Origin of the sequence: Rhodanobacter sp. KK11 (assembly GCF_033345435.1) — a bacterium.
Taxonomy (GTDB): Bacteria; Pseudomonadota; Gammaproteobacteria; order Xanthomonadales; family Rhodanobacteraceae; genus Rhodanobacter.
Map to the genome: position 1 here is coordinate 464,715 of NZ_JAWPMI010000001.1, position 25,929 is coordinate 490,643.

The following is a 25,929-nucleotide window of genomic DNA, read 5'->3' on the forward strand; positions in this document are numbered from 1 at the left end:
TTCCCCTAGGGCGGCCAGTCTATGCCGGTCGTGGCGGCGATGCCATCCGGGGAGCGCCCGGTGGCCAGGCACGCACAGTCGAGGAAGCTGCCGATCACGTCGTTGAGGAAGCGCTGGCCCAGCGCGGTGGTCTGCAGCCGCTGCGGGTCGTCGCGCAGCCAGCCGCGACGACGCGCCGCAGCCAGCGCGGCGGCGATGTGCTCCGGCGGCAGGCCGGTGCGCTCGGCGAAGGCGGCCATCGGCACGCCGTCGACCAGGCGCAGCGCGTTGAGCATGTACTCGAACGGCAGCTCGCGGGGGGCGACCGCGCCGTCGCCGCCGATCCGGCCCGGGCCGCCGGCGGCGTCCATGTAGGCGCGCGGGCCGCGGGTCTTCCAGCGCCGGTGCACCTGGCCGGCATGCGCGTCGCTGAGCTTGCCGTGGGCGCCGGCACCGATGCCGAGGTAGTCGCCGAATTGCCAGTAGTTGAGGTTGTGCGCGCAACGGCGGCCGGGCCGGGCGTAGGCGGAGATTTCGTACTGGCCGTAACCGGCGGCGGCGAGGCGCGCCTCGCAGGCCTCCTGCATGGCCCAGGCGTGGTCGTCGTCGGGCAGCGGCGGCGGGTTGGCGGCGAACACCGTGTTCGGTTCCAGGGTGAGCTGGTAGTGCGAGACGTGGGTGGGCGCCAACGCGACCGCGTGCTCGACGTCGGCCAGTGCGCCGTCCAGCGTCTGCTGCGGCAGCGCGTACATCAGGTCGAGGTTGATGTTTTCGTAGCCCGCGTCCTGTGCGGATTTCACCGCGGCTTCCGCCTCGGCCGCCGAGTGGATGCGACCGAGCCGTTTCAGCTTGTCGTCGTCGAAGCTCTGCACGCCGAACGAGATGCGGTTGACGCCGGCGGCCAGGTAGCCGTCGAAGCGACCGTGCTCGACCGTGCCGGGGTTGGTTTCCAGAGTGATCTCGGCGTCGTCGGCCAGCGCCAGCCGCTCGCGCACGCCGTCGAGCAGGCGTGCGATCAGTTCCGGCGCGAACAGGCTGGGCGTGCCGCCGCCGAAGAAGATGCTGATGACGGGACGGCCTTCGAGTGCGGTGGCGAAGTCGGCGCGGTCGGCGTCGAGATCGGCCAGCAGGTGGCCGATGTAGTCGGCGTACGGCGGCGGCTCGCTGCGCAGGCCGTGCGAGTTGAAGTCGCAGTACGGGCACTTCTTCACGCACCACGGCATGTGCACGTACAGCGACAGCGGTGGCGCGGTCAGGCTCATGCGTGCCGCTCGGCCAGCCTCGCGCGCAACTGCGCCAGCGCCTGGCCGCGGTGGCTGAGCGTGTTCTTCAGCGCGGGATCGAGTTCGGCGGCGCTGAGCGCCTGGCCGTGCGGCAGGAACAGCGGGTCGTAGCCGAAGCCCTGCTCGCCGCGCGGGGCGTCGAGCACGCGGCCGTGCCAGCGGCCTTCGGCGATCAGCGGAGCGGGGTCGTCGGCGTCGGCCAGCAACGCCAGCGCGCAGATGAAGAACGCGCCGCGCTGCGCCGCCGCCACGCCGTCCAGCGCGCGCAGCAGCTTGGCGTTGTTCGTCGCACTGTCGCCGTGGCCGCCGGCGTAACGCGCCGAGTACAGGCCGGGGGCGCCACGCAGGTGCGCCACGCACAGGCCGGAGTCGTCGGCCAGCGCCGGCAGACCGCTGGCGCGGGCGGCATGGCGCGCCTTGAGCAGCGCGTTCTCGACGAAACTGAGCCCGGTTTCCTCGGCGTCCGCGATGCCCAGGCTCGATTGCGCCACCACCTCGAAACCGCTGTCGGCGAGCAGCGCGTTGAACTCCGCGAGCTTGCCGCGGTTGCTGCTGGCCAGGACCACTCGTTGCGTCATCTGCCGATTCCCGGCTTACGGCGCCAGCGCCGCGCGCTGCGCCGCGACCAGCTCGCCGATGCCTTTCTCGGCCAGGGCCAGCATCGCGTCCATTTCCCCGCGGCGGAACGCGTGGCCCTCGGCGGTGCCCTGCACTTCGATGAAGCCGCCGCCGTCGTTCATCACCACGTTCATGTCGGTGTCGCAGTCGGAGTCCTCGGCGTAGTCGAGGTCGAGCACCGGCACGCCCTTGTAGATGCCCACCGAGACGGCGGCGACCGCACCCACGATCGGGTTGCGCTTGAGGTTCTCGCGCTTCATCAGCAGGTTCACCGCGTCGACCAGGGCCACGTAGGCGCCGGTGATTGCGGCGGTGCGGGTGCCGCCGTCGGCCTGCAGCACGTCGCAGTCCAGCGTGATCACGCGCTCGCCCAGTGCCTGCCGGTTGACGCAGGCGCGCAGGCTGCGGCCGATCAGCCGCTGGATCTCCATGGTGCGGCCGCCCTGGCCGCCGCGCGCCGCTTCGCGCTGGGTGCGCGTATTGGTGGCGCGCGGCAGCATGCCGTATTCGGCGGTGATCCAGCCCTCGCCCTTGCCGCGCAGCCAGGCCGGTGCGCGATCCTCGATGCTGGCGGTGCACAGCACGCGGGTGTCGCCGAAGCTCACCAGCACCGAGCCTTCGGCGTAGCGGGTGTAATGGCGTTCAAGGCGGACCGGGCGCAACTGGTCGCTGGTGCGACCACTGGGGCGGGTGGCGGAATTCATGGGGCGGATCCTGGGGACGCTTGGCCGGATTGGGCAAGGCGGGACCATAGAGTTTACCATTGCGTCCTTTCCCTCCGCCCGGAAGGCGCCGATGATCCGCAGCATGACGGCCTACGCCAGCGCCGAAGCCACCGGCCCTGCCGGTACGCTCAGTTGCGAACTGCGCACGGTCAACCACCGTTACCTGGAGCTGAGCCCGCGCCTGCCGGACGACCTGCGCGGTTTCGAGTCGCAGCTGCGCGAGCGCGTCGCGGCGAAGCTTTCGCGCGGCAAGCTCGACCTCACCGTGCGCCGTGCCAGCGAGGCGCGCAACGGCTCGCTGCAGGTCGATCGGGCACTGCTGTCGCGCCTGTCCGAACTGAACCTTGACCTGGCCGCGCTGTTTCCCGGCCTGCAGGTGCAGCTCACCGAGCTGTTGCGTTTCCCCGGCGTGCTGCAGCAGGCCGAGGCCGATCCCGAGGTGCAGCAGGCGGCGCTGTTCGACGTGCTCGACCGCGCGCTGGACGCGCTCGCCGCCACCCGCGAGCGCGAGGGCGCGAAGCTGGGCCAGGTCCTGCGCGACAAGCTCGATGCGATCGAGCGCGTGGTCGCCGACGTGCGCGGCTGGATGCCGGAGATCCGTGCCGCGCTGCGCACCCGCCTGGAAACGCGCCTGGCCGACCTGAAGCAGCCGGTCGAGCCGGGGCGGCTGGAACAGGAACTGGTGCTGCAGATCACCCGCAGCGACGTGGACGAGGAACTGGACCGGCTCGACACCCACATCGCCGAGACACGTCGTGTGCTGGGCCTGGCCGAGCCGGTCGGCCGGCGCCTGGACTTCCTGATGCAGGAATTCAACCGCGAGGCGAACACGCTCGGCTCCAAGTCGGTCGACGCGCGCAGCACCAACGCCGCGGTGGAGCTGAAGGTGCTGATCGAGCAGATGCGCGAGCAGGTACAGAACATCGAATGAACGCCCCGCTCGAAGGCACCCTGTTCGTGATCGCCGCGCCCTCGGGCGCCGGCAAGTCCACCCTGGTCAACGCGCTGCTGGAGCGCGACAGCGCGATCTCGCTGTCGGTGTCGCACACCACGCGGCCGCCGCGGCCGGGCGAGCAGTACGGGCGGCATTATTACTTCGTCGAGCGGGCCGAGTTCGAGCGCGAGATCGCCGAGGGCATCTTCCTCGAGCACGCCGAGGTGCACGGCAACCTGTACGGCACCTCGCGCGCCATGGTGCAGGAACTGCTCGGACAGGGGCGCGACGTGCTGCTGGAGATCGACTGGCAGGGCGCCCGGCAGATCCGCGCGAGCAAGCCCGACTGCGTCAGCGTGTTCATCCTGCCGCCGTCGCGGGCGGAACTCGAGCGGCGCCTGCGTGGTCGTGGCTCGGACGCGCCCGAGGTGATCGAACGCCGCTTGCGCAATTCGCGCGGCGAGATCGCCCACGCGCACGAGTTCGACTACATCCTGGTCAACGACGTATTCGACGAGGCGCTGGCCGACCTGCAGGCGATCGTGCGTGCTGTGCGCCTGCGCAACGCGCTGCAGTGGCAGCGGCACGAGGCGCTGATCGCCGAGCTGCTGGCTCCCTGAGCGGCCGCCGGCGGGCGATGCCCTGTCCGAATCCAGAGTCACGGCGCAAAGGCATCGCCCGCCGGCGGGCTCCTGCGGGGGCGGGTGTCGCGTGGCGTTGCGGATGTGGTTCCATTACCTTTGTTTTCTTTTGTGGTCGCAGCCTTCATGACTCAACCTGTCCGATCGCCGCCCGACGACGCCACCCTGGTGCGCATCCGCGGGCTGACCACGGTGCTCAATGGCAAGACCATCTTCGACGCGCTGGACCTGGACATCCCGCGCGGCAGGATCACCTCGATCATGGGCCCCAGCGGCACCGGCAAGACCACCCTGCTCAAGCACATCACCGGGCAGATGCACGCCGACGAAGGCAGCATCCACGTGGATGGCCGCAACGTGGCCGAGCTGTCGCGCGAGGAGCTGTACAAGCTGCGCGAAGGCGTGGGCTATCTGTTCCAGAATTCCGCTCTGCTGACCGATTTCGACGTGTTCGAGAACGTGGCGTTCCCGCTGCGCCAGCATACGAAGCTGCCCGAGGCGCTGATCCGCAACCTGGTGCTGATGAAGCTGCAGGCGGTGGGCCTGCGCGGTGCCGCGCGGCTGATGCCGAACGAACTGTCCGGCGGCATGGCGCGGCGGGTGGCGCTGGCGCGGGCGATCGTGTTCGACCCGCAGCTGATCCTCTACGACGAGCCGTTCGTGGGGCTCGACCCGGTGGCGCTGAACCAGGTGCTGAAGCTGATCCTGACCCTGAACCAGACGCTCGGCATCACCAGCGTGCTGGTCTCGCACGAACTGGCCGCGGTGCAGCAGATCGCCGACCATGTGGTGCTGCTGGCCAAGGGCAAGGTGGTGGCGCAAGGCGACCCGAAAACCATCGCCGACGACGGCTCACCATGGACGCGGCAGTTCTTCGGCGGCGAGGCGGACGGCCCGATTCCGTTCCGCTACCCGGCCGGCGACTACGCCACCGAGCTGGGCTTTGCCGGAGCGACGAAATGAACGCGCGCGCTCCTCGGCCCAACAACGTGGTGACCCAGTCGCTGGCGCAGATCGGCCTGTGCGGCCTGTTCCTGCTGACCCTGCTGGGGGCGATCCCGCGCAGCTTCCGCTACCTGCGCGAAACGGTCCGCCAGCTGTGGTTCGTCGGCGCGATGAGCCTGACCATCATCATGGTCTGCGGCCTGTTCGTCGGCATGGTGCTGATGCTGCAGCTGTACCACGTGCTATCGATCTTCGGCGGCACCTCGGCCAGCGGCATGGTGGTCGCGCTGTCGGTGTACCGCGAGCTGGGCCCGGTGGTCACCGCGCTGCTGTTCGCCGGTCGCGCCGGCACCGCGGTCACCGCCGAGATCGGCCTGATGCGTGCCACCGACCAGATCTCGGCGATGGAGATGATGGCGGTCGACCCGGTCGCCTACGTGGCCACGCCGCGTTTCCTCGCCGGGCTGATCGCGATGCCGCTGCTGTGCTGCGTGTTCTGCGCCATGGCCATCTTCGGCGGCCACCTGGTCGGCGTGACCTGGCTCGGCATCGACAACGGCACGTTCTGGTCGAACATGACCGCCCAGGTCGACGTGCACACCGACATCGTCAACGGCGTGCTGCTGAAGAGCCTGGCATTCGGCGCGGTGGTCTCGCTGATCGCGGTGTTCCAGGGCTTCACCACGCCGCCGACCAGCGAGGGCGTGGCCTACGCCACCACCCGCACCGTGGTCGCCTCGTCGATCGCGATCCTCGCGCTGGACTTTGTCCTCACCGCCTTCCTGATGTGACTGCCATGACCTATCGTTTTCCGAGGATTCTGCCGTGAGCCAACCGAGAAGTTCCTATGCCGTCGGCACCGGCCTGTTCATCGTGCTGGGCTTCGCCGCGCTGGCCTACCTGGCCACCCAGACCAGTTCGGTGGCGAACGTGCGCCAGGGCGACAGCTACACCATCGACACGCAGTTCACCAACATCGGCCAGCTGAAGGAGCGCGCGCCGGTGAAGATCGCCGGCGTGCGGGTCGGCCAGGTGCAGTCGGTCACGCTCAAGGCAGGCCACGACGTGGCCGACGTGAAGCTGTCGATCGACAAGAACTACGACCGTATTCCGCTCGATTCGGTGGCGACGATCTTCACCAGCGGCCTGCTCGGCGACCAGTACGTGGGCATCGAATACGGCAGCTCGAAGCAGGCGGTGGCCGCTGGCGGCACGCTGGCACGGACCAAGTCGACCCAACCGCTGGAAGAGATGCTCGGCAAGTTCTTCGGCGCCGGTGGCGTGGTCGACAACGTCGGCGGCAGCTATGCGGTGAAGGCCAGTTTCACCAACGTCGGTACGCTTTCGGCCGGTGCGCCGGTGAAGATGGCCGGCGTGGTGATCGGCAGCGTGCAGTCGGTGCGCGCCGATCCGGTCAAGCTGAACGCCGAGGTGGTGCTGTCGATCGACAAGCGCTACGACGCGATTCCCGACGATTCGTCCGCTGCGGTGTTCACCAGCGGTTTGATCGGCAGCCAGTATGTTGCGATCCAGCCCGGCGGCTCCCCCGAGGTGCTCAAGGACGGCGACGAGATGATCCTGACCCAGTCCGCGTTGCAGCTGGAGGACCTGATCGGCAAGTTCCTGGTCAACGGTTCGCCCGGCGACAAGAAGGACGCCGGCAACGGCAGCAAGTAAGCCCGCCATTCCACGCCGGCCCGCGCGCCGGTTTCGCTGAAGGAGTTATCCATGTTGCGCAGACTGGCCCTTGCCACCGCCATCGCGTTCGGCGTCGTCGCCACCGCTTCCGCCCCCGTGTCCGCCCAGGCGACCGCCACGGTCGCCACCCAGCAGGCTCCAGTGGAGGTCGTGCAGACCATTGCCGACCAACTGGCCACGGCGATCGAGGGCCATCAGGACGAGTTGAAGAAGAACCAGGAGAAGCTGATCGGCGTCATCGACGACGTCTTCCTGCCGCACTTCGACATCGACTACGCCTCGATCCTGGTGCTCGGCCAGCACGCCCGCGAAGCCAGCCCGGTGCAGCGCGAGCGCTTCGCCCGGGCGTTCTACAACTCGATCACCCACCGTTACGCCGAGGGCCTGCTCAATTACACCCGCGGCCGGGTCAAGGTGCTGCCGTTCAAGGGCGACCTCAACGACAAGCGCACCGTGGTGCGCACCCAGGTCGTGCTGGACGACGGCAAGCTGGTGTCGATCGATTACGCGTTCCGCAAGGGCCGTGACGGCGGCTGGAAGGCCTACGACGTGATTATCGAGGGCATCTCCTACGTCACCAACTACCGCAACCAGGTCGACGCGGAGATCCGCAAGGTCGGCCTCGATAAGCTGATCACCAACCTCGAGACCCAGGGCTCCAAGGCGCTGGAGACGATGGCCAAGGACAACAAGGACGCGTCGTGAGCGGGCAGTCCTCCATGGCCGCCTTCCGGCTCGACACCGATACGCCGGCCGTACTGGGCGTGCATGGCGAATTGAGCTTCGACACGGCGACCGCGGCGTGGCAGGTGATCCGGTCCGCGCTGGCGGGTGGTGCGGTGGCGCGGCTGGACCTGGCTGGCGTGCAACGCAGCGACAGCGCCGGTCTTGCCTGCGTGCTGGCGGTGGCGGCCGACGCGGCGCGGCGTGGGCAGGCCCTGCAGGTCGTCAACCTGCCGGCCGGGATGCGTGCCCTGGCCCAGGTCTGCGAGGTCGATGGCCTGATCGGCTGAGCACCCGGCGAGGCGGGAAACGAAAAGGGGCCGTGCGGCCCCTTTTCGATTCTGCGGATGTCTCTAGGGCGATTCCGGTTCCGACGGTGCGCCCTGGCCCGGGTGCTGCTTTTCCCACTGGTGCTGCTGCTCCAGCAGTTCCTCGGGGTCGAAGTTCTGATCGTCCAGACCCTGCATCTGCTGGATGATCTCCAGCGGCGGGTTGCCGTCGTAGATCTTGTACAGGCGCTGCTGCCGGTACGCATCGCGCATGAACACGTAAGGGTCGTAGGCGGACTGCAGGAAGCCTTCGGCGTCGATCGCGCGCGCGCGGATCGTCACCAGGTACATCGCCGTCGGCAGGTACTGCAGCCCGTTGTAGTGATGGTTGCCGGCGTACAGCGTCAGCGGGTCGAAGAAGTAGCTGTCCACCGGCCGCTGCCAGATGTCGCGCGCGGTGCTCGGGCCCAGCAGCGGCAACACCAGGTAGTCGCCTTCCGGCGTGCCCCAGCGCGCCAGGGTGATGCCGAAATCGTTGTCTTCCAGCGGCAGGCCGAGTTGGCTGGCCGGGTCGAAGAAGCCGCCGACGCCCAGGGTCAGGTTCACCAGGAATCGGCCGGTGCTCTGCAACGCCTGCTTCGGGCGCGCCTGCAGCAGGTCGTTGGCAACCGTGATCGGCATCCGGATGTTGGTGAAGAAGTCGCTGAACGAGCGGCGTACCGGCGGGTTGGTCACCTTGCGGTAGCCCAATGCGACCGGGCGGATCACGGCCTTGTCCACCGCGTCATTGAATTTGTAGGTGCCGCGGTTGTATTTCTCCAGCGGATCGTCGGTGCGTGGCTTGGCGATGGTGCAACCGGCCAGCAACGCGATCGCGAGCACGGGCAACCAGCGGCGCAGCAGGGAAAATCGAGGCGATGGGGGCATCAATGCGGGGGCTCGCGTCGGGGGAGACAGTAAGTGTACTGTCTGGTTTTGTATCACGCACGGCTTTCGGCTTGCTTCCACCGGCCGAGCCGCCGGTCCGTGGCCAGCCCGCCATGATACGCGTCGTGCGCATTGCCAGCAAAGCCCCCGCTCATCTACACTGACAGACCATATAAGTCACTATTCCCCAAGGAATTCGCATGGCACGCATTACCGTGGAAGACTGCCTCGAGGTGGTCGACAACCGTTTCGAGCTGGTATTGATGGCGACCAAGCGCGCACGCCAGCTGGAAAAGGGCGCCGAGCCGGCGGTCAACCCCGATCACGACAAGCCGACCGTACTGGCGCTGCGCGAGATCGCCGCCCGCCGCATCGACCAGGCCACCATCGACCAGATCGACAAGGCCGAGCGCGAGCGCGCCGAGCGCGAGGCGCTGGAATGGGCTGCCGCCGAGGTCGACGACGACCTGTCCAAGGGCGGCGACGACTGATGGACGGCGGCTGCTGTAGTACGCGTCTCCGCTGCACCGGCACGGCCGGTGTGGCGGTCCGCGTGCGTCCGGCAGCTGCTGTCTGTTCCCGCCGCAGGGTGGGCGCCTGAGCAGGCGTCGGCACCGATGACTGCGGCCACCCACTCCGCTACGGTCGACCTGTCCGCGCTGCCGCCGTATGCGCTGGCGCTGAAAGAACGCATTGCCTACCTGCCCGAGGCGCAGATCGGTCGCGTGTTGCGCGCGTTCCAGGTCGGCGCGCAGGCGCATGCCGGTCAGGAGCGCATGAGCGGCGAGCCGTACATCACCCACCCGGTGGCGGTGGCCGGCATCCTGGCCGAGTTGGGGCTGGACGCCGAGACGATCATCGCGGCGATCCTGCACGACACCCTGGAAGACACCGAACTCGGCCGCGAGGCGCTGGCCGCCGAGTTCGGCGAAGTGGTGGCCGAGCTGGTCGATGGCGTCACCAAGCTGGACAAGATGCGCTTCGGCAGCCGCCAGGAGGCGGACGCGGAAAGCTTCCGCAAGATGCTGCTGGCGATGGCGCGCGACATCCGCGTGATCCTGATCAAGCTGGCCGACCGCCTGCACAACATGCGCACGCTCGGCGCCAAGGATGCGCCCTCGCGCCGCCGCATCGCGCGCGAGACGCTGGAGATCTATGCGCCGATCGCGCAGCGCCTGGGCATGAACAAGTTCAAGGCGGAGCTGCAGGACCTGGGCTTCCGCGCGTTGTATCCCGACCGCTACCGGGTGATCAGCGAGCGCATCCGCGCGGCGCTGGGCAACCGCCGCGAGGCGATGGGCAAGATCGAGGCGGCGCTGTCCGCGCGGCTGGCCGCCGATCATCTGCCGGCGCGCGTGGTGGGCCGGATCAAGTCGCCGTGGAGCATCTATTCGAAGATGCGCGGGGACCACAAGAGCTTCGCCCAGCTGATGGACGTCTACGGTTTCCGCGTGGTGGTCGACAGCGCGATGAGCTGCTACATGGCGCTCGGCGTGGTGCACGCGCTGTACAAGCCGGTCGATCGCCGCTTCAAGGACTTCATCGCGATTCCCAAGGCGAACGGCTACCAGTCGTTGCACACCGTGCTGCTGGGTCCGTTCGGTGCGCCGATCGAGGTGCAGATCCGCACCGCCGAGATGGATTCGGTCGCCGAGCGCGGCGTCGCCGCGCACTGGGCCTACAAGACCGACTCGGGCCCGGCCAACAGCGCACAGGTTCGCGCGCGCGAGTGGTTGTCGTCGCTGGTCGACAGCTCGGCGAATACGGTGTCGTCGTCGGAGTTCATCGAGAACGTCAAGATCGACCTGTTCCCCGACGAGGTCTACCTGTTCACCCCGCGCGGCGACATCCTGTCGCTGCCGCGCAACGCCACCGCGCTGGACTTCGCCTATGCGGTGCACACCGACGTGGGCGACCACGCGGTGGCCGCGCGGGTCGACAAGAAGCTGCTGCCGCTGCGCACGAAGCTGGAATCGGGCCAGCTGGTGGAGATCATCACCGCGCCGTCGGCGGTGCCGAACCCGGCCTGGCTGGAAGTGGTGGTCACCGGCAAGGCGCGCACCGCAATCCGCCAGTACCTGAAACACCTGCAGCACGAGGACGCGGTGGACTTCGGCCATCGCATGCTCGACCGCGCGCTGGACGCGCAGGGCAGCAGCCTGGACGGCATCCCGCCGGCGGTACTGGACCGCTTCCTGGAAACTTCCAAGCTGAAGCGGCTGGAGGAGCTGCTGTCCGACATCGCGCTGGGCAACCGCATGCCCGACGTGGTCGCCAGCCAGCTGCTCGCCTCGCGCGGCAAGAAGGCCGGCAAGCCGCCGTCGCCGGCGCATGCACGCGAGAAGATCCGCATCACCGGCGCCGAACGCGGCGTGCTCAGTTTCGCCAACTGCTGCCACCCGCTGCCGGGCGACGACATCATCGGTTACCTGTCCTCGGGCAAGGGCATCGTGGTGCACCGCGAGGAATGCCCGAACGTGGTCGAGCTGCGCAAGTCGCCGGAGCGCTGCGTGGCGATCGAATGGGACCGCGACGTGCAGGGCGACTACCGCGCCGAGCTGCGCATCGAGGTGATCAACCGTCCTGGCGTGCTGGCCACCGTGGCCGCCGCGATCGCCGCCGCCGACTCGAACATCGAGAACGTGGAGTACGTCGAACGCGATGCCGCTGCCGCGACGCTGCTGTTCGCGCTGGAAGTGAAGAACCGCAAGCACCTGGCCGACGTGATCCGCCGCGTGCGCCGCACCGGCGTGGTCAGCGGCGCCTATCGCTACCCCCTGTAGGAGAGGGCGAGGGAGCCGGAAACGAGTGCTGCTAACATCCATGGCTTTCCCACTCCTCACCACCCGAGGCAAGCCATGTCCCGCAGCATCATCTCCACCGAGAAAGCCCCCGCCGCGATCGGCCCGTACTCGCAGGCCGTGCGTGCCGGCAATACGGTGTACTTCTCCGGCCAGATTCCGCTGGACCCGGCCACCGGCGCGCTGGTCGACGGCGACATCACCGCGCAGACGCGGCGGGTGTTCGACAACCTCACCGCGGTGGCCGCAGCGGCCGGCGGCTCGCTGGCGCAGATCGTGCGCGTGGGCATCTACGTCACCGACCTGGCGAACTTCGCCGCAGTCAACGCGGTGATGGCCGAGTACTTCCAGCAGCCGTACCCGGCGCGCTCCACCATCGAGGTGTCCGGCCTGCCGAAGGCGGCGCAGGTCGAAGTCGACGCGGTGATGGTGCTGGACTGAGTGTCGCCGGCGCCGCGCGCCGACACCGACTGTCGGCGTCCGGCTTACGACAGGAGGCGGTGCTCGGTTAGGCTTGCCGGGCCATGCCTGCCCGCACTGTCCGCTCCGCTGCCGCCACCGACGCCGACCCCGGCCTCACCCCGGTCGGCGCGCTGCCGGGCGTGGGCCCGGCGCTGGCCGCGTCGCTGCACAAACTCGGGCTGGAGCGGGTGCAGGACCTGTGGTTCCACCTGCCGCTGCGCTACGAGGACAAGACCCGGATCACCGCGATCGCCGACTTGCGGGTGGGCGAGCGGGCGCAGGTCGAGGGTGTGGTCGAGGCGGTCGAGCGCGGCTTCCGCTATCGCCCGCAAATGAAGGTGGCGATCGGCGACGACAGCCGGCAGACGCTGCTGCTGCGATTCTTCCATTTCAACCGCGCGCAGGCCGAGCAGTTGCAGCCGGGCACGCGGCTACTCTGCTACGGCGAGGTGCGCCATGGCGCGCAGGGTCTGGAGATGGTGCACCCGAACTACCAGCGCCTGAGCGGGGAAGCGGCGGCCACGGTCGACGAGTTGCTCAGCCCGGTCTACCCGACCACCGAGGGACTCGGTCCGAAACGGCTGGCCGGAGTGATCGGCAAGGCACTGGCGCTGCTGCCGCCGGCCGCGCAACTGGAGCTGATCCCGCCGGAGCTGTGCGCCAGGCACGGCCTCACTTCATTGCGCGATGCGCTGCTGTACGTGCACCGGCCGCCGCCGGACGCGCGCCTGGACCAGTTGCTGCTCGGCCGGCATCCGGCGCAGCAGCGGCTGGCGTTCGAAGAACTGCTGACCCAGCATCTCAGCCTGAAGCGCCTGCGCGCGGCGGTGCGGCAGCGGCGTGCGCCGAAGCTGGGTGGCGCAGGCGAATTGCGTCGACAACTGCTGGCTGCGTTGCCGTTCCGCCTGACCGCGGCGCAGCAGCGCGTCGGCAAGGAGGTGGCGAGCGACCTGGCTCGGCCGCGGCCGATGCTGCGGCTGGTGCAGGGCGACGTCGGCAGCGGCAAGACCGTGGTCGCGGCGCTGGCGGCGTTGGCGGCGGTGGAGTCGGGCCACCAGGTCGCGCTGATGGCGCCGACCGAGCTGCTGGCCGAACAGCACCTGCGCAACTTCCGCCACTGGCTGCAGCCGCTCGGCATCGAGGTGGAGTGGCTGGCCGGCAAGGTGGCCGGCAAGGCGCGCCAGCGTGCGCTGGCGCGGGTCGCGGCAGGCGCGCCGGTGGTGGTCGGCACGCATGCGCTGATGCAGGAAGGCGTGGCGTTCGCGCGGCTCGGCCTGGTGATCGTCGATGAGCAGCACCGCTTCGGCGTGCAGCAGCGGCTGGCCCTGCGCGACAAGGGCAAGGATGGCGAGCTGGTGCCGCACCAGCTGGTGCTGACCGCCACGCCGATCCCGCGCACGCTGGCGATGAGCGCCTATGCCGACCTCGACGTTTCCTCCATCGACGAACTGCCGCCCGGGCGCACCCCGGTGCAGACCATCGCGATCTCGAACGCACGACGGAGCGAGGTGATCGAGCGCATCCACGCCGCCTGCGGCGAGGGGCGCCAGGTGTACTGGGTATGCACCCTGATCGAGGAGTCCGAGCAACTGCGCGCGCAGGCGGCCGAAGTGGCACACGCCGAACTCTCCGTGGCCTTGGCCGAATTCAAGGTCGGCCTGATCCACGGCCGCATGAAGCCGAAGGAAAAACAGGCGGTGATGGACGCGTTCAAGTCCGGCGCGCTGGCCGTGCTGGTGGCGACCACGGTGATCGAGGTTGGCGTGGACGTGCCCAACGCCAGCCTGATGGTGATCGAGAACAGCGAGCGGCTGGGACTGGCCCAGCTGCACCAGTTGCGCGGCCGGGTCGGCCGCGGCGCGGTGGCCTCCAATTGCGTGCTGCTGTACCAGCCGCCGCTGGGCCAGCTGGCGCGCGAACGGCTGCAGGTGATGCGCGACACCAACGACGGCTTCCGCATCGCCGAAAAGGATCTGGAACTGCGCGGCCCGGGCGAGGTGCTGGGCACCCGCCAGACCGGTCAGCTCAGTTTCCGCATCGCCGACCTTACCCGCGATGCGCACCTGTTGCCGGCCGTGCAGCAGGTCGGCGAACACATGCTGGCCGAACACCCGCAGCAGACCACCCGGCTGATCGAACGCTGGGTCGGTGGTGCCGCGCGCTACGCGCATGCGTGATTTTTGCGATCATCCCTCGCCGCACTTTTCAATTCTTCAAGTCATCCGCCCATGAGCAAGCCGCAACTCCTGATCGACACCGACCCCGGCGTGGACGACGCGCTGGCCATCCTGATGGCCTGCGCGCACGCCGACATCGCCGGCCTCAGCATCGCCGCCGGCAACGTGGGCCTTGGTCATACCGTGCGCAACGCGCGTACCCTGGTCGACCTGGCCGGCACGGCTATCCCGGTGTTCGCCGGTTGCGCGGTGCCGCTGGTACGCGCGCCGGAGGAGGACGCCGCGTTCGTGCATGGCCAGGACGGCTTCGGCGACGTCGGCTTCCCCGAGCCCGTGGCCGCGCTGGCCGACGAACCGGCCGCGCTGGCGCTGCTGCGGCTGACCCGAGAGCGCTCGGGCGAGCTGACCCTGGTGGCGCTGGGTCCGTTGACCAACCTGGCGCTGGCGTTGCGGCTCGACCCCACGCTGCCCGCGCGGGTGAAGCGGCTGGTGGTGATGGGCGGCGCGGTGACCGGGCACGGCAACACCGGCAAGGTACCCGCCGAGTTCAACATCGGCTTCGACCCGGAGGCGGCCCACGTGGTGTTCGAGGCGTTCCCTGCATTCGACCTGGTCGACTGGGAAGCCACCTTGCGGCATGCCTTCGACGATGCCGAATTCGACGCCTGGCTGGCCGCCGGCGACCGGCGCGCGGACTTCTTCAGCCGCATCGTGGCCACCGCCCGCCGCTACAACGCGAAGCACGACCGCCACGGCCTGGTCGCCGCCGACGCACTCGCAATGGCGGTGGCGCTGGACTCCGGCATCGTCACCCGCAGCGAAACCCGTGCCGTGGCGGTGGAGCTGGACGGCCGCCTGACCCGCGGCGCCACCGTGGTGGACTGGAAGGGACGGCTGGGCCGCCCGGCCCAGGCCCGCATCGTGCTCGAGGTGGATCAGGCCCGCTTTGCCGCGATGGTGCGGCGCGCGCTGGGTGCGCCGGGCTGAGCGGACTTGCGGCCGGTGCCGCCTCCCCGTTACAATGCCGCTCTTTTCACCACCGCTTTAGAGCCAGCCATGAAGCCTGACATCCATCCGAACTACGTCCCGGTGGTGTTCCAGGACCTGTCGTCCGACTTCGCGTTCCTGACCAAGTCGACCATGTCCAGCAAGGAAACCATCAAGTGGGAGGACGGCAACGAGTACCCGCTGATCAAGGTGGATATCTCCAGCCATTCGCACCCGTTCTACACCGGCAAGCAGAAGACGCTGGACGTCGGCGGTCGCGTCGACAAGTTCCGTCGCCGCTATGCGGGTGCCGTCAAGGAATAAGCGACGCGGCGGGCCGGCGCCTGGCGCCGACCGCACGAATCCGGTTCAGGGCACGGGGCAGGCCACAGGCCTGCCCCGTGTCTTTTTGCGTCCGCCATTCGACCATTCGCCATCGAATGCAGGCAGAAGCTTGTGCGATAATGGCCGGTGCGCTGACGCCATTGCGTCCGTAGCGCCGCGCGCTTTCCCCGGCGCGTGGTGCCGCATTCCCTCGCCGGCCGGCCGCCCCGCGGTCGCCGACGGCGACGACCCACATGTAAGGAGGTTTCCGTGTCCGATCCCAAGACCGTCAAGCTGGTGGATGAATCGAGCAAGCGCAGCAGCGAACTGCCGCTGGTCAGCGGCACGCTCGGCCCGGCGTGCATCGACATCGCCACGCTGTACAAGGACACCGGTCACTTCACCTACGACCCCGGCTATGGCTCGACCGCCAGCACCAAGAGCGCGATCACCTACATCGACGGCGATCAGGGCGTGCTGCTGTACCGTGGCTACCCGATCGAGCAGCTGGCGGAGCACTCCAGCTTCCTGGAGGTGGCCTACCTGCTGCTCAACGGCGAGCTGCCGAAGCCGGCCGAATTCGCCACCTTCGAGCACGACGTCGCGCACCACACGATGCTGCACGAGTCGCTGAAGAACTTCTTCCAGGGCTTCCACCACGATGCCCATCCGATGGCGATGCTGGCCGCCGCGGTGGCCTCGCTGTCGGCGTTCTACCACGACGACCTCAACGTCGACGATCCGGCCGACCGCAAGCTTGCCGCGATCCGCCTGATCGCCAAGATGCCGACCATCGCCGCCGCCTGCTACCGCTATTCGATCGGCTGGCCGATGCGCTATCCGCGCAACAACCTGGAGTATGTCGACCGCTTCCTGCACATGATGTTCGAGGTGCCGAGCGAGCCGCTGCAGATGAACCCGGTGGCGGCCAAGGCGCTCGACCTGCTGTTCATCCTGCACGCCGACCACGAGCAGAACGCGTCCACCTCGACCGTGCGCCTGGTCGGTTCCACCGGCGCCAATCCGTACGCGTCGATCGCTGCCGGCATCACCGCGCTGTGGGGCCCCGCGCATGGTGGCGCCAACGAGGCGGTGCTCAAGCAGCTGCAGGAAATCGGCACGCCGGACAACGTCGAGTCAGCGGTGCTGCGCGCGAAGGACAAGAACGACAGCTTCCGGCTGATGGGCTTCGGCCATCGCGTCTACAAGAATTTCGACCCGCGCGCGAAGATCATCCGCGAGATGTGCCACAAGGTGCTGGCCGAGCTGGGCGTCAACGACCCGCTGCTGGACGTGGCGATGAAGCTGGAAGAGGCGGCGCTGAAGGACGAGTACTTCGTCGAGCGCAAGCTGTACCCGAACGTCGACTTCTACTCCGGCATCATCTACAAGGCGCTGGGCATCCCCACCGAGATGTTCACCGTGATGTTCGCCATCGCGCGCACCGCCGGCTGGATCGCGCACTGGATCGAGCAGCACGAAACGCCCGGATCGCGCATCGGCCGTCCGCGCCAGGTCTATACCGGCGCCGACATGCGTGACTACGTGCCGACCGCGAAGCGCTGATCGCCGCATCGCATGGGCGAAAAAGCCCCGGCCGAGGCCGGGGCTTCTTTTTATGCGGCTGGATGAGCCGGGCTCAGCGCAACGCCGCGCCCAGCCGCTGCTCGAAGGTTTCGTCGTCGCCCTCGTCGAGCAGCATTTCCACCTGGGCCAGCGGAGCACGGCGCATCGGCCGGTCGTCGGTGCGGTCCAGCGGGGCCCGGCGCAGCGCGTCGCGCGGCAGCACGGTGAGGTCGAACGGCAACTCGTCGGCGGCGAACAGCAGCACCGGGTACTCGGGCTGTTCGTCGCGACCGTAGCGCAGCCGGCGCACCTGCGTCTCGATCGGCACGCCGCGCTCGCGCAGGTACAACATGACCGCTTCCGGGTCGTCGCAGTAGACGTGCAGGCACACCGCCGAGTGCGTATCGGCGGTGCCTTCGAGCACGGCGCCGACCAGGCGCGGCTCGAACGGAGCGAGGAAACGCATCGCTTCGACCGCCGCCTCGCGCCGCTGGCGCAGCAGCTGCGGCTGACTGTCGGCGAGGAACAGGCGCTGGTGCTCGCGCAGGGCCTGCTCGATCTCCAGGTTGCGCGGCAGCGCCTGCGTGTCGAGGATGCCGAGCCGTTCGGCCGCCTTCAGCTTGGCATGATGGAAATCGCGGATGCCGTGCTCGCTCATCAGCCGCGCGGCTTCCTGGGCAACCCGCAGGCGGTTGCGCCGCAGGCGGTCGTGCGCATGGATGCGGTGGTGTTCGCCTCGGGACATGGCACGCTCCTCAACGATCGGTAGCCGGCAGCACCTCAGAAGATGTCGTAGGCGTGCTGCTGGTCCTGCTCCTTCTGCTGGGCGGCCTGGCTGCGCAGCCGGTCGACGTCTTCCACCTTCAATATCTCGTTGATGCCGTCCGGGTCGTCAGACGACGCGGGCAGGCCGCTGTTGCGGTCGATCCATACCGTACTGATTCCCGGCGGCATCGGCAACGTGCTCGACGGCTGGCCCTTCAGCGCGCTGCCCATGTAGGACATCCAGATCGGCAGCGCGGCCTTGGCGCCGAACTCGCCGCGGCCGAGCGAGCTGTAGTCGTCGAAGCCCACCCACACGGCGGTCGACAGCTCGCCGTCGAAGCCGGCGAACCAGGCGTCGCGGTGGTCGTTGGTGGAGCCGGTCTTGCCGGCCAGGTCGTCACGCCCGAGGGCTCGCGCGGCCGAGCCGGTGCCGCGCAGGATCACGTCCTTCATCAGCGAGGTCACCAGATAGTCGTTGCGCGCCTCGATCACGCGCGGCGCGAGTACCGGCGGGTGCGTGCCTTCGCCGTGCGCGTCGGCCGGCAGCACCGCGTCGCCGATACCGTCGACGCTGCTGGGTTCGGCGGGTGCGCTGGACGAGGCGCCGGCCAGGCGGTTGGCGGGCGCAGGGTTCATCTCGGGCGGCGGCGGCCCGGGCGGCCGCGTGTCGAGCAGGCGCTCCTGGCAGTTGCGGCAGGCGCGCGCGGGGTTGGCCACGTACACCGGCTTGCCGTTGCGGTCGTCGATCTCGTGGATGAAGTACGGCGTGACCAGGTAGCCGCCGTTGGCGAACACCGCGAAGCCGCGGGCCATGCCCATCGGCGACACCGAGGCGGTGCCCAGTGCCATCGACAGGTTGGCCGGGATCGCATCCTGCGAGAAGCCGAAGCGGGTGGCGTATTCGCGCATGTAGCGCACGCCGATGGCGTCCAGCAGGCGCACCGAGACCAGGTTCTTCGACTGCACCAGCGCTTCGCGCAGGCGCATCGGCCCGGCGAACTTGTCATCGTCGTTGGAGGGCGTCCAGATGCCGTTCGGACGCGACGGATCGGGCAGGGCGAGCGGCGCGTCGTTGATGATCGAGGCCGGGGTGAAGCCGCGCTCGAACGCTGCCGAATACAGATACGGCTTGAAGGCGGAGCCGGGCTGGCGCGCCGCCATCACGGCCCGGTTGAACTTGCTGCGCACGAAGTTGAAGCCACCGACCAGCGCCTGGATCGAGCCGTCCTCCGGCGCGATCGAGGCCAGTGCGGCCTGCGCGGCAGGGATCTGTGCCAGCTGCCACTCGCCCTTGTCGTCGCGTGCCAGCCGGATGATGTCGCCGCGCTTGAGCACGCCGTCGACGCGGGTCGGCGCCGCGCCGACACGGTCGTCGTTGATGTGCGGGCGCGCCCAGCTGACCGCGGCCAGATCGAGGATCACGCTTTCGCGGCTGGACAGGTAGACCGTGGCCTGCGTTGCGTTGCTGGCGGTGACGACGCCCGGTTGCATGCCGGAAACGCTGGTGTAGGCGGACAGCAGGGCATCGAGGTCCGCGTCGCCGGCGTTGGCCGGCAGGTCCTGGTGCGCTTCCGGTCCGCGCCAGCCATGCCGGCGGTCATAGGCGACCAGCCCGTCGCGCAGCGCTTCCACGGCGGCCTGCTGGCGGCTGCTCTGCAGCGTGGTCCTGACCACGTAGCCCTCGGTCAGCGCGTCGTTGCCGAAGCGGTCGAGCACCTGCCGGCGCACCATCTCGGCCAGGTAGGGTGCGTCCACCTCGATCGGCTGCTCGTGCGGGTAGGCCCGGTTCGGCTCGGCGATCGCCTGCTCGTACACGGCCTTGTTGATGTAGCCGTGCCGCAGCATCTCGCCCAGCACCCAGTTGCGCCGGGCGATCGCGCGTTTCTGCCCGTTGATCGGGTTGACTACCGACGGCAGCTGGAAGGTGGAGGCGATCAGCGCGCATTCGGCCACGGTCAGCTGGTCCAGCGTCTTGCCGTAGTAGTACTCGGCGGCCGCAGCCACGCCGTACGAGCGGTGGCCGAGGAACATCTTGTTGAGGTAAAGCTCGAGGATCTGGTCCTTGGTCAGTTCGTGCTCGATGCGCAGCGCGATGAAGATCTCGGTGAGCTTGCGCGAATAGAGCTTCTCGGGGCTGAGGAAGAAGTTGCGGGCCACCTGCTGGGTGATGGTGGAGCCGCCCGGGCCCTTGTCGCCGCCGGTCACCAGCACATGCCAGCCGGCGCGCGCGATGCCGTGCCAGTCCACCCCGGGGTGGTGGTAGAAGTCCGCATCCTCGGCCGACAGCACGGCATGCTTGAGCCGGTCCGGCACTCTCCCGATGTCCACCGGGATGCGCCGGGTCTCGCCGAAACTCGCGATCAGCTTGCCGTCGGCGCTCAGCACGCGCAGCGGCACCTGCATCGGATAGTTCTTCAGTTCGGCCACCGAGGGAAGTCTCGGGGCGATCAGCCAGTACGCCACACCCACCGCGACAACTGCCAGGAGCAAACCGGAAAAGGCCAGGACCAGCGCCCAGCGCAGCAAGCGTTTGAAAATTTGCATGGTGGGGGGATAGCGAGACCTGAGTCAAAACATGACAGAGTATAGATGTAGGAGTATTCCTGACATGAGGAGCGGTCGACCGAATGCAAAAGCCGGCCCGCAAAGCAAGGGTCAGGCCAATGGGGTTTCCGTAATAAATGTGGTGGGCATCACGCCAATTACTTGAGAAAGTTCCCGTAGACCGTTGCCATTGCGTTATTTTTTCGATTTAATGCCATCGCGTACCCCGCCAGGATTCTGGCTACGGGCGTCAGCGGCAAGGGGGAAACACCGTGGGGCTCTTTACACCGAAGAAGCCGGCGCTGATTGGTGTCGACATCAGTTCGACTGCCGTCAAGCTGCTGCAGCTCAGTCAGGCGGGCGGGCGTTATCGCGTGGAACATTACGCGGTCGAGCCGTTGCCGCCGAACGCCGTGGTCGAAAAGAACATCGTCGAGGTCGAGGCGGTGGGTGACGCGATCCGTCGCGCGCTGGCGCGCTCGGGCTCCAAGCTCAAGCACGCCGCCGCCGCGGTGGCCGGGTCGGCCGTGATCACGCGCATCATTCCGATGAACGCCGATCTTTCCGATGACGACCTGGAAGGCCAGATCCAGGTCGAGGCGAACCAGTACATCCCGTATCCGATCGACGAAGTCAGCCTCGACTACGAGGTGCTCGGCCCGGTGCGCGACAACCCCGACATGAACAACGTGCTGCTCGCCGCGTCGCGCACCGAGAACGTCGACATGCGCGTGGCCGCGCTGGACCTCGGCGGGCTCACCGCTGCGGTGATCGACGTCGAGGCGTTCGCCATGGAAAACGCCTTCGCGATGATCGCCGACCAGCTCAACGTGAGCCGCGACGCGCTGGTGGCGGTGGTCGACATCGGTGCCACCATGACCACGCTGTCGGTGCTGCGCAACCAGCGCACGATCTACTCGCGCGAGCAGGTCTTCGGCGGCAAGCAGCTCACCGACGAGATCATGCGCCGCTTCGGGCTTTCCTACGAGGAAGCCGGCCGCGCCAAGCGCAAGGGCGGCCTGCCCGAATCCTACGAGACCGAGGCGCTGGAGCCGTTCAAGGAGTCGCTGATCCAGCAGATCAGCCGCTTGCTGCAGTTCTTCTTTGCCGGCAGCGAATACAGCAAGGTCGACCAGGTGGTGCTGGCCGGCGGCTGCGCCTCGATCGAGGGGCTCGGTCCGATGCTGGAGGAGCAGCTCGGCGTGCCGTGCGTCATCGCCAATCCGCTGGCCCGCATGGCGTTGTCGCCGCGGGTGCAGGCACAGTCGCTGGCGCAGGACGCCCCCGCGTTGATGATTGCGGTCGGCCTCGCCCTGAGGAGCTTCGACTGATGGCACACGTCAACCTACTTCCGTGGCGCGCCGAACGGCGCAAGCAACGCGAGCGCGAGTTCTACATGCAGCTCGTCGCCGCCTTCGTGGCGGGGTTGGGCGTATTGCTGCTGTGGGTGTTCTGGATGGACCAGCGCATCGACAACCAGAACGAGCGCAACGCCTACCTGCAGACCGAGATCAAGCAGCTCGACGTGCGCATCGCCAAGATCAAGGACCTGGAGAAGGTGCGCGAGCACCTGCTGGCACGCAAGCAGATCATCGAGCAGTTGCAGGCCGATCGTTCGCAGATGGTGCATCTGTTCGACGAACTGGTGAAGACGATTCCCACCAGCGCGCGACTGACCGCGCTGAAGCAGGGCGGCCAGTCGATGTCGCTCGACGGCGTGGCGCAGTCCAACGCCAGCGTCGCCGAGTACATGCGCAACATCGAGCGCTCGCCGTGGATGGGGCATGCCGACCTGCGCAAGACCGAGAACACCCATAACGCCACCCGCATGCCCTACCAGTTCGGCTTGAACGTGCTGCTGAGCAAGCCGAAGACGGACGAGGTCGACGGCAAGACGCCGGTACTGCCGTCCGCCGCCGGCTCCAGCGCCGCTCCTGCCGCGGCGGTTCCGGCGGCACCCGGTACGGCAGCCCAGGCGGTGGCCACCCCGCCTGCGGCGGCAGCCGCCGTGGAAGCCAAGCCGGCGAGTGCGCCAGCTGCCAAGGGAGGCGTCGGATCATGAGCTTCTTCAACGACCTCCAGAACCTCGACCGCAACAACGTCGGCGGCTGGCCGCAGACGGTCAAGATCTTCTTCACCGTGCTGCTGTTCGGCTTCGTGTTGCTGTTCGGCTGGTACTTCTTCGTCAGCGACCAGCAGGACAGCCTGAACACGCTGGCCGGCAAGGAGAACCAGCTCAAGCAGGAGTTCTCCCAGAAGCAGGCCAAGTCGGTCAACCTGGAAGCGCTGCAACAGCAGCTCGACGAGATGCAGGACATGCTGCGCCAGCTGCTGCGCCAGCTGCCCAGCAAGACCGAGATGCCCGAGCTGCTGGTCGACATCTCGCAGACCGCGCAGGCGGCCGGCCTGGAGAGCGACCTGTTCCAGCCCGGCCCGGAAACGCCCAAGGACTTCTACGCGGAAAAGCCGATCGCGTTGCGCTTCACCGGCACCTACCACCAGTTCGGCACCTTCATCAGCGGCGTGGCCTCGTTGCCGCGAGTCGTCATCCTGACCCTGCACGACGTCTCGCTGACGCCGAAGGCGGCGGGCAAGGACGGTCCCGCCAATGGCCAGCTGGTGCTGCAGGGCACGGTGAAGACCTACCGTTACCTTGACGACGAAGAGAGCTCCGCCACTGGCGCCGGCAAGAAGGCGGGGGGAGCAAAATGATGAACAAGCTGACTGCCACCAGGCCGGCCCATGTGATGCGCCTGCTGCTGATACTCGCCGCCGCGCTGGTGCTGGCCGGCTGCACCCGCGGCATGTCCGACCTGCGCACCTGGGTTGCCCAGGAGAAGGCCAAGAAGGGCGCGCCGATCCAGCCGCTGCCGGTGATCAAGACGTTCGAGACATTCAAGTACGACGACCAGGACCGGCGCGATCCGTTCAGCCCGAGCACGGCCGAGCTGGAGAACAGCGCCGCCACCAGCGGTCCGCGGCCGGACGCCAACCGCGCCAAGCAGCCGCTGGAGCTGTTTGCGCTGGACAGCCTGAAGATGGTCGGCACGGTCGGTACCGGTGCGGGCATGGAAGTGCTGGTCAAGGACCCGGGCGGCGTGATCCATCGCGTCCATGTCAACGAGTACATGGGACAGAACTACGGGCATGTCACCGCCATCAGCGAGGACCACATCGACCTGGTCGAGCTGGTGTCCAACGGTAATGGTGGCTGGATGGAACGTCCCGCCAGCATCGCGCTCGATGCGAAATAGGAAATACAGGGGCTGATGCAATGACCAACCAAATCCAATCCGTCCGGGGCCGTGTCATGCGCCATGCGAGCCGTTACATGCTGATGGGCCTGCTGATCGCCGGTACCGCCTGGGCCAGCGCCGCGATGGCGGCCACCACCACGCTGAAGAACATCAGCTACGACGCCTTGCCCGGCGGCAGCGTCGAGCTGCACATGGACTTCGGCGACGGTCCGGTGCCGCAGCCGAAGATCTTCACCACCGGCAACCCGCCGCGCATCGCGGTCGACTTCGCCGATACCGCCAACGCGGCTCCGCGCCACCTGGACGTCGGCAAGGGTTCGACCTCCGGCGTGTCCGCGGTATCGGCCGGCGGCCGCACCCGCGTGGTGGTCGAGCTGATGCGCGAGTCGAGCTACCGCTCGCGCGTCGAGGGCAACAGCCTGGTGCTGACCGTCAACAACGGCAGCACGGACCAGTCGGTGACCACCGCGGCCACGATCGACCCGACCAAGGCGCTGCCGTCGTCGTCGAACGGCCCGGCCATCTCCAACATCGACTTCCGCCGCGGTCCGAACGGCGAAGGCCGCGTGCTGATCAACTTCAGCGGCAGCGGCGCGAACGCCGAGATGACCCGCAAGGGCGACAAGGTGCTGGTCACCATCGATCACGCGAACCTGCCGGCCAACCTCGCCCAGCGCCTGGATACGCTGGACTTCGCCACGCCGGTGCAGTCCATCGTCACCCGTGCCGGCAACGGCGGCGGTGCGCGCATGGAAATCGCGGTCAAGGGCGACGTCGAGACCTCGGCCTACCAGACCGCCGACCAGTACGTGGTCGAGGTTGCGCCGAAGAAGGCCGACGCCACCAGGGACGCCAAGCTGGCCAGGCTGGGCCAGGAACCGAGCTACAACGGCAAGCGCGTCACCTTCAACTTCCAGGACATTCCGGTGCGCTCGGCGCTGCAGCTGATCGCCGACATTTCCGGCCTCAACCTGGTCGCCTCCGACAGCGTCGGCGGCAGCGTCACTCTGCGCCTGGTCAACGTGCCGTGGGATCAGGCGCTGGACGTGATCCTGCGCGCGAAGAGCTTGGACAAGCGCCGCAACGGCAACGTGGTGTGGGTGGCGCCGCAGGCCGAGCTGGCCAAGTACGAACAGGACCTCGCCGATGCCAAGCTGAAGGCGCAGGACACCGCCGAGCTGGTCACCGACTACGTGCCGATCAGCTACGGCAAGGCGTCCGACATCGCCAAGCTGCTGACCACCGGCAGCATGCAGGGCGGCGGCGGCAGCGGCGGTGCCAACCAGCAGCGCGGCTTCCTGTCGCCGCGCGGCAGCGTGTCGTTCGACGAGCGCACCAACACGCTGCTGCTCAACGACACGCCGGAGAAGATCAGGCAACTGCGCGACCTGATCGCGGTGCTGGACAAGCCGGTGCAGCAGGTGCTGATCGAGTCGCGCATCGTGGTTGCCACCGACGACTTCACCCGCGAGCTGGGCGCGAAGTTCGGCGTCAGCGGCAAGCAGACCAATCCCAGCGGACAGGTGCTGCAGCTTGGCGGTGCATTGGGCAACACCATCGGCAGCAACACGGCACCCTCGACCGTGGGCTCCGGCGGTCTCAACGTGAACCTGCCCACGACCTTGAAGGGTGGCAGCTTCGGCCTGGCCATCCTCGGCGCCAACTACGCGATCGACCTGGAACTGTCCGCCGCGCAGACCGAAGGCCGTGGCGAGGTGATCTCCAGTCCGCGCGTGATCACCGCGAACCAGCAGGAAGCGGTGATCCGCCAGGGCCAGGAAATCGGCTACGTCACGTTCCAGAACAGCGCCGGCAGCGGTGCCGGCAGCGGTACCGCCACGGTGCAGTTCAAGGACGCCGTGCTGGAACTGAAGGTGACTCCGACGATCACCGCCGACAACCGCGTCTACCTGATGATCAACGTCAAGAAGGACGCGCTGGCCGGTTACGTGGATGCGCCGGGAAGCGGCAAGATCCCGACCATCGACACCCGCGAGATCAACACCTCGGTGCTGGTCGACAACGGGCAGACCGTGGTGCTGGGCGGCATCTACGAGATCAACAAGTCCAACACCATGACCAAGGTGCCCGGCCTGGGCGACATCCCCGGCATCGGCGCGTTGTTCCGCAGCAACTCGCGGGTCAACACCAAGGCCGAGCTGCTGATCTTCGTGACGCCGCGCATCCTCAGTGATACGTTGCAGTAATCGCGACTGACGGCAAGATGAAAGAGGCGGCTTCGGCCGCCTCTTTTTTCATGGATGCCGGCAAGCTGCCGCAGCCGATTAAACTTCCCGGGCCGTC

The 25,929-nt window shown here is 68.0% G+C and carries 25 protein-coding genes; 19 read left to right on the top strand and 6 right to left on the bottom strand.

Annotated features, from left to right (window positions below):
• Nucleotides 1-5 precede the first annotated feature (5 nt).
• Genes hemW through rph form a run of 3 tightly spaced genes read right to left on the bottom strand, consistent with a single transcriptional unit; the run spans nt 6 to nt 2,584 of the window.
• Nucleotides 6-1,241 (bottom strand): radical SAM family heme chaperone HemW, encoded by a 1,236-nt coding sequence (hemW, locus tag R5H19_RS02020; protein ID WP_318157300.1) that lies wholly within the window; start codon nt 1,239-1,241, stop codon nt 6-8.
• The gene (gene rdgB / locus R5H19_RS02025) at nt 1,238-1,840 is read right to left on the bottom strand and encodes an RdgB/HAM1 family non-canonical purine NTP pyrophosphatase (RefSeq protein WP_318157301.1); all 603 of its coding nucleotides are present in this window, start codon (nt 1,838-1,840) and stop codon (nt 1,238-1,240) included. Before rdgB ends, hemW begins: the two co-directional genes overlap by 4 nt.
• Before the next feature lie 15 nt (nt 1,841-1,855).
• Nucleotides 1,856-2,584 (bottom strand): ribonuclease PH, encoded by a 729-nt coding sequence (rph, locus tag R5H19_RS02030; protein ID WP_318157302.1) that lies wholly within the window; start codon nt 2,582-2,584, stop codon nt 1,856-1,858.
• 91 nt (nt 2,585-2,675) lie between these two features.
• Between rph and R5H19_RS02035 the strand changes: the two genes are divergently transcribed.
• The 7 genes from R5H19_RS02035 to R5H19_RS02065 all read left to right on the top strand — a co-directional run bounded on the left by R5H19_RS02035 (nt 2,676) and on the right by R5H19_RS02065 (nt 7,836).
• Complete coding sequence (locus R5H19_RS02035) at nt 2,676-3,536, top strand: YicC/YloC family endoribonuclease (protein ID WP_318157303.1); 861 nt, start codon at nt 2,676-2,678, stop codon at nt 3,534-3,536.
• Nucleotides 3,533-4,159: a guanylate kinase gene (gene gmk, locus R5H19_RS02040; protein WP_318157304.1), complete on the top strand. Its 627-nt coding sequence runs from the start codon at nt 3,533-3,535 to the stop codon at nt 4,157-4,159. Before R5H19_RS02035 ends, gmk begins: the two co-directional genes overlap by 4 nt.
• 147 nt (nt 4,160-4,306) lie before the next feature.
• On the top strand, nt 4,307-5,143 hold the full coding sequence (locus R5H19_RS02045) for an ABC transporter ATP-binding protein (protein ID WP_318157305.1): 837 nt from the start codon (nt 4,307-4,309) through the stop codon (nt 5,141-5,143).
• On the top strand, nt 5,140-5,916 hold the full coding sequence (gene mlaE / locus R5H19_RS02050; protein WP_318157306.1) for a lipid asymmetry maintenance ABC transporter permease subunit MlaE: 777 nt from the start codon (nt 5,140-5,142) through the stop codon (nt 5,914-5,916). The genes R5H19_RS02045 and mlaE overlap by 4 nt, the downstream gene beginning before the upstream one ends.
• 34 nt (nt 5,917-5,950) lie before the next feature.
• Nucleotides 5,951-6,802, top strand: coding sequence for an outer membrane lipid asymmetry maintenance protein MlaD (mlaD, locus tag R5H19_RS02055; protein ID WP_318157307.1), 852 nt, complete (start codon nt 5,951-5,953; stop codon nt 6,800-6,802).
• A 51-nt stretch (nt 6,803-6,853) separates the two neighbouring features.
• A complete protein-coding gene (locus R5H19_RS02060; RefSeq protein WP_318157308.1) occupies nt 6,854-7,528 on the top strand; it encodes an ABC transporter substrate-binding protein in 675 nt (224 codons plus the stop codon).
• On the top strand, nt 7,525-7,836 hold the full coding sequence (locus R5H19_RS02065) for an STAS domain-containing protein (protein ID WP_318157309.1): 312 nt from the start codon (nt 7,525-7,527) through the stop codon (nt 7,834-7,836). Before R5H19_RS02060 ends, R5H19_RS02065 begins: the two co-directional genes overlap by 4 nt.
• A gap of 63 nt (nt 7,837-7,899) precedes the next feature.
• Here R5H19_RS02065 and R5H19_RS02070 read toward each other — a convergent pair whose 3' ends face one another.
• Nucleotides 7,900-8,742, bottom strand: a complete 843-nt coding sequence (locus R5H19_RS02070; protein ID WP_318157310.1) for a VacJ family lipoprotein — start codon at nt 8,740-8,742, stop codon at nt 7,900-7,902.
• A gap of 200 nt (nt 8,743-8,942) precedes the next feature.
• Between R5H19_RS02070 and rpoZ the strand changes: the two genes are divergently transcribed.
• The 7 genes from rpoZ to R5H19_RS02105 all read left to right on the top strand — a co-directional run bounded on the left by rpoZ (nt 8,943) and on the right by R5H19_RS02105 (nt 17,059).
• The gene (gene rpoZ, locus R5H19_RS02075) at nt 8,943-9,233 is read left to right on the top strand and encodes a DNA-directed RNA polymerase subunit omega (RefSeq protein ID WP_007509529.1); all 291 of its coding nucleotides are present in this window, start codon (nt 8,943-8,945) and stop codon (nt 9,231-9,233) included.
• A 126-nt stretch (nt 9,234-9,359) separates the two neighbouring features.
• Nucleotides 9,360-11,525, top strand: coding sequence for a bifunctional (p)ppGpp synthetase/guanosine-3',5'-bis(diphosphate) 3'-pyrophosphohydrolase (locus R5H19_RS02080; RefSeq protein WP_318157311.1), 2,166 nt, complete (start codon nt 9,360-9,362; stop codon nt 11,523-11,525).
• 75 nt (nt 11,526-11,600) lie between these two features.
• Nucleotides 11,601-11,984, top strand: coding sequence for a RidA family protein (locus R5H19_RS02085; protein ID WP_318157312.1), 384 nt, complete (start codon nt 11,601-11,603; stop codon nt 11,982-11,984).
• Between the two features lie 83 nt (nt 11,985-12,067).
• Nucleotides 12,068-14,182: an ATP-dependent DNA helicase RecG gene (recG, locus tag R5H19_RS02090; RefSeq protein WP_318157313.1), complete on the top strand. Its 2,115-nt coding sequence runs from the start codon at nt 12,068-12,070 to the stop codon at nt 14,180-14,182.
• 51 nt (nt 14,183-14,233) lie between these two features.
• Nucleotides 14,234-15,169 carry a nucleoside hydrolase gene (locus tag R5H19_RS02095; protein ID WP_318157314.1) on the top strand — a complete coding sequence of 312 codons (936 nt, stop codon included), beginning with the start codon at nt 14,234-14,236 and terminating at the stop codon, nt 15,167-15,169.
• A gap of 69 nt (nt 15,170-15,238) precedes the next feature.
• Nucleotides 15,239-15,493, top strand: a complete 255-nt coding sequence (locus R5H19_RS02100) for a type B 50S ribosomal protein L31 (RefSeq protein ID WP_318157315.1) — start codon at nt 15,239-15,241, stop codon at nt 15,491-15,493.
• Nucleotides 15,494-15,763: 270 nt separating this feature from the next.
• Nucleotides 15,764-17,059: a citrate synthase gene (locus tag R5H19_RS02105; RefSeq protein WP_318157316.1), complete on the top strand. Its 1,296-nt coding sequence runs from the start codon at nt 15,764-15,766 to the stop codon at nt 17,057-17,059.
• Between the two features lie 73 nt (nt 17,060-17,132).
• Here R5H19_RS02105 and R5H19_RS02110 read toward each other — a convergent pair whose 3' ends face one another.
• Nucleotides 17,133-17,804: a hypothetical protein gene (locus R5H19_RS02110; RefSeq protein WP_318157317.1), complete on the bottom strand. Its 672-nt coding sequence runs from the start codon at nt 17,802-17,804 to the stop codon at nt 17,133-17,135.
• 35 nt (nt 17,805-17,839) lie between these two features.
• A complete protein-coding gene (locus R5H19_RS02115; RefSeq protein ID WP_318157318.1) occupies nt 17,840-20,368 on the bottom strand; it encodes a penicillin-binding protein 1A in 2,529 nt (842 codons plus the stop codon).
• A gap of 272 nt (nt 20,369-20,640) precedes the next feature.
• Between R5H19_RS02115 and R5H19_RS02120 the strand changes: the two genes are divergently transcribed.
• From R5H19_RS02120 to R5H19_RS02140, 5 genes are read left to right on the top strand one after another with little or no spacing between them, the layout of a single operon-like run.
• Nucleotides 20,641-21,699: a pilus assembly protein PilM gene (locus R5H19_RS02120; protein ID WP_318157319.1), complete on the top strand. Its 1,059-nt coding sequence runs from the start codon at nt 20,641-20,643 to the stop codon at nt 21,697-21,699.
• The gene (locus R5H19_RS02125) at nt 21,699-22,430 is read left to right on the top strand and encodes a PilN domain-containing protein (RefSeq protein WP_318157320.1); all 732 of its coding nucleotides are present in this window, start codon (nt 21,699-21,701) and stop codon (nt 22,428-22,430) included. Before R5H19_RS02120 ends, R5H19_RS02125 begins: the two co-directional genes overlap by 1 nt.
• A complete protein-coding gene (gene pilO, locus R5H19_RS02130) occupies nt 22,427-23,080 on the top strand; it encodes a type 4a pilus biogenesis protein PilO (RefSeq protein WP_318157321.1) in 654 nt (217 codons plus the stop codon). Before R5H19_RS02125 ends, pilO begins: the two co-directional genes overlap by 4 nt.
• Nucleotides 23,080-23,622: a pilus assembly protein PilP gene (locus tag R5H19_RS02135; protein WP_318157322.1), complete on the top strand. Its 543-nt coding sequence runs from the start codon at nt 23,080-23,082 to the stop codon at nt 23,620-23,622. The genes pilO and R5H19_RS02135 overlap by 1 nt, the downstream gene beginning before the upstream one ends.
• 56 nt (nt 23,623-23,678) lie before the next feature.
• Entirely contained in the window at nt 23,679-25,832 is a 2,154-nt protein-coding gene (locus R5H19_RS02140) for a type IV pilus secretin PilQ (protein WP_318157323.1), read from the top strand.
• The last annotated feature ends 97 nt before the right edge of the window (nt 25,833-25,929 follow it).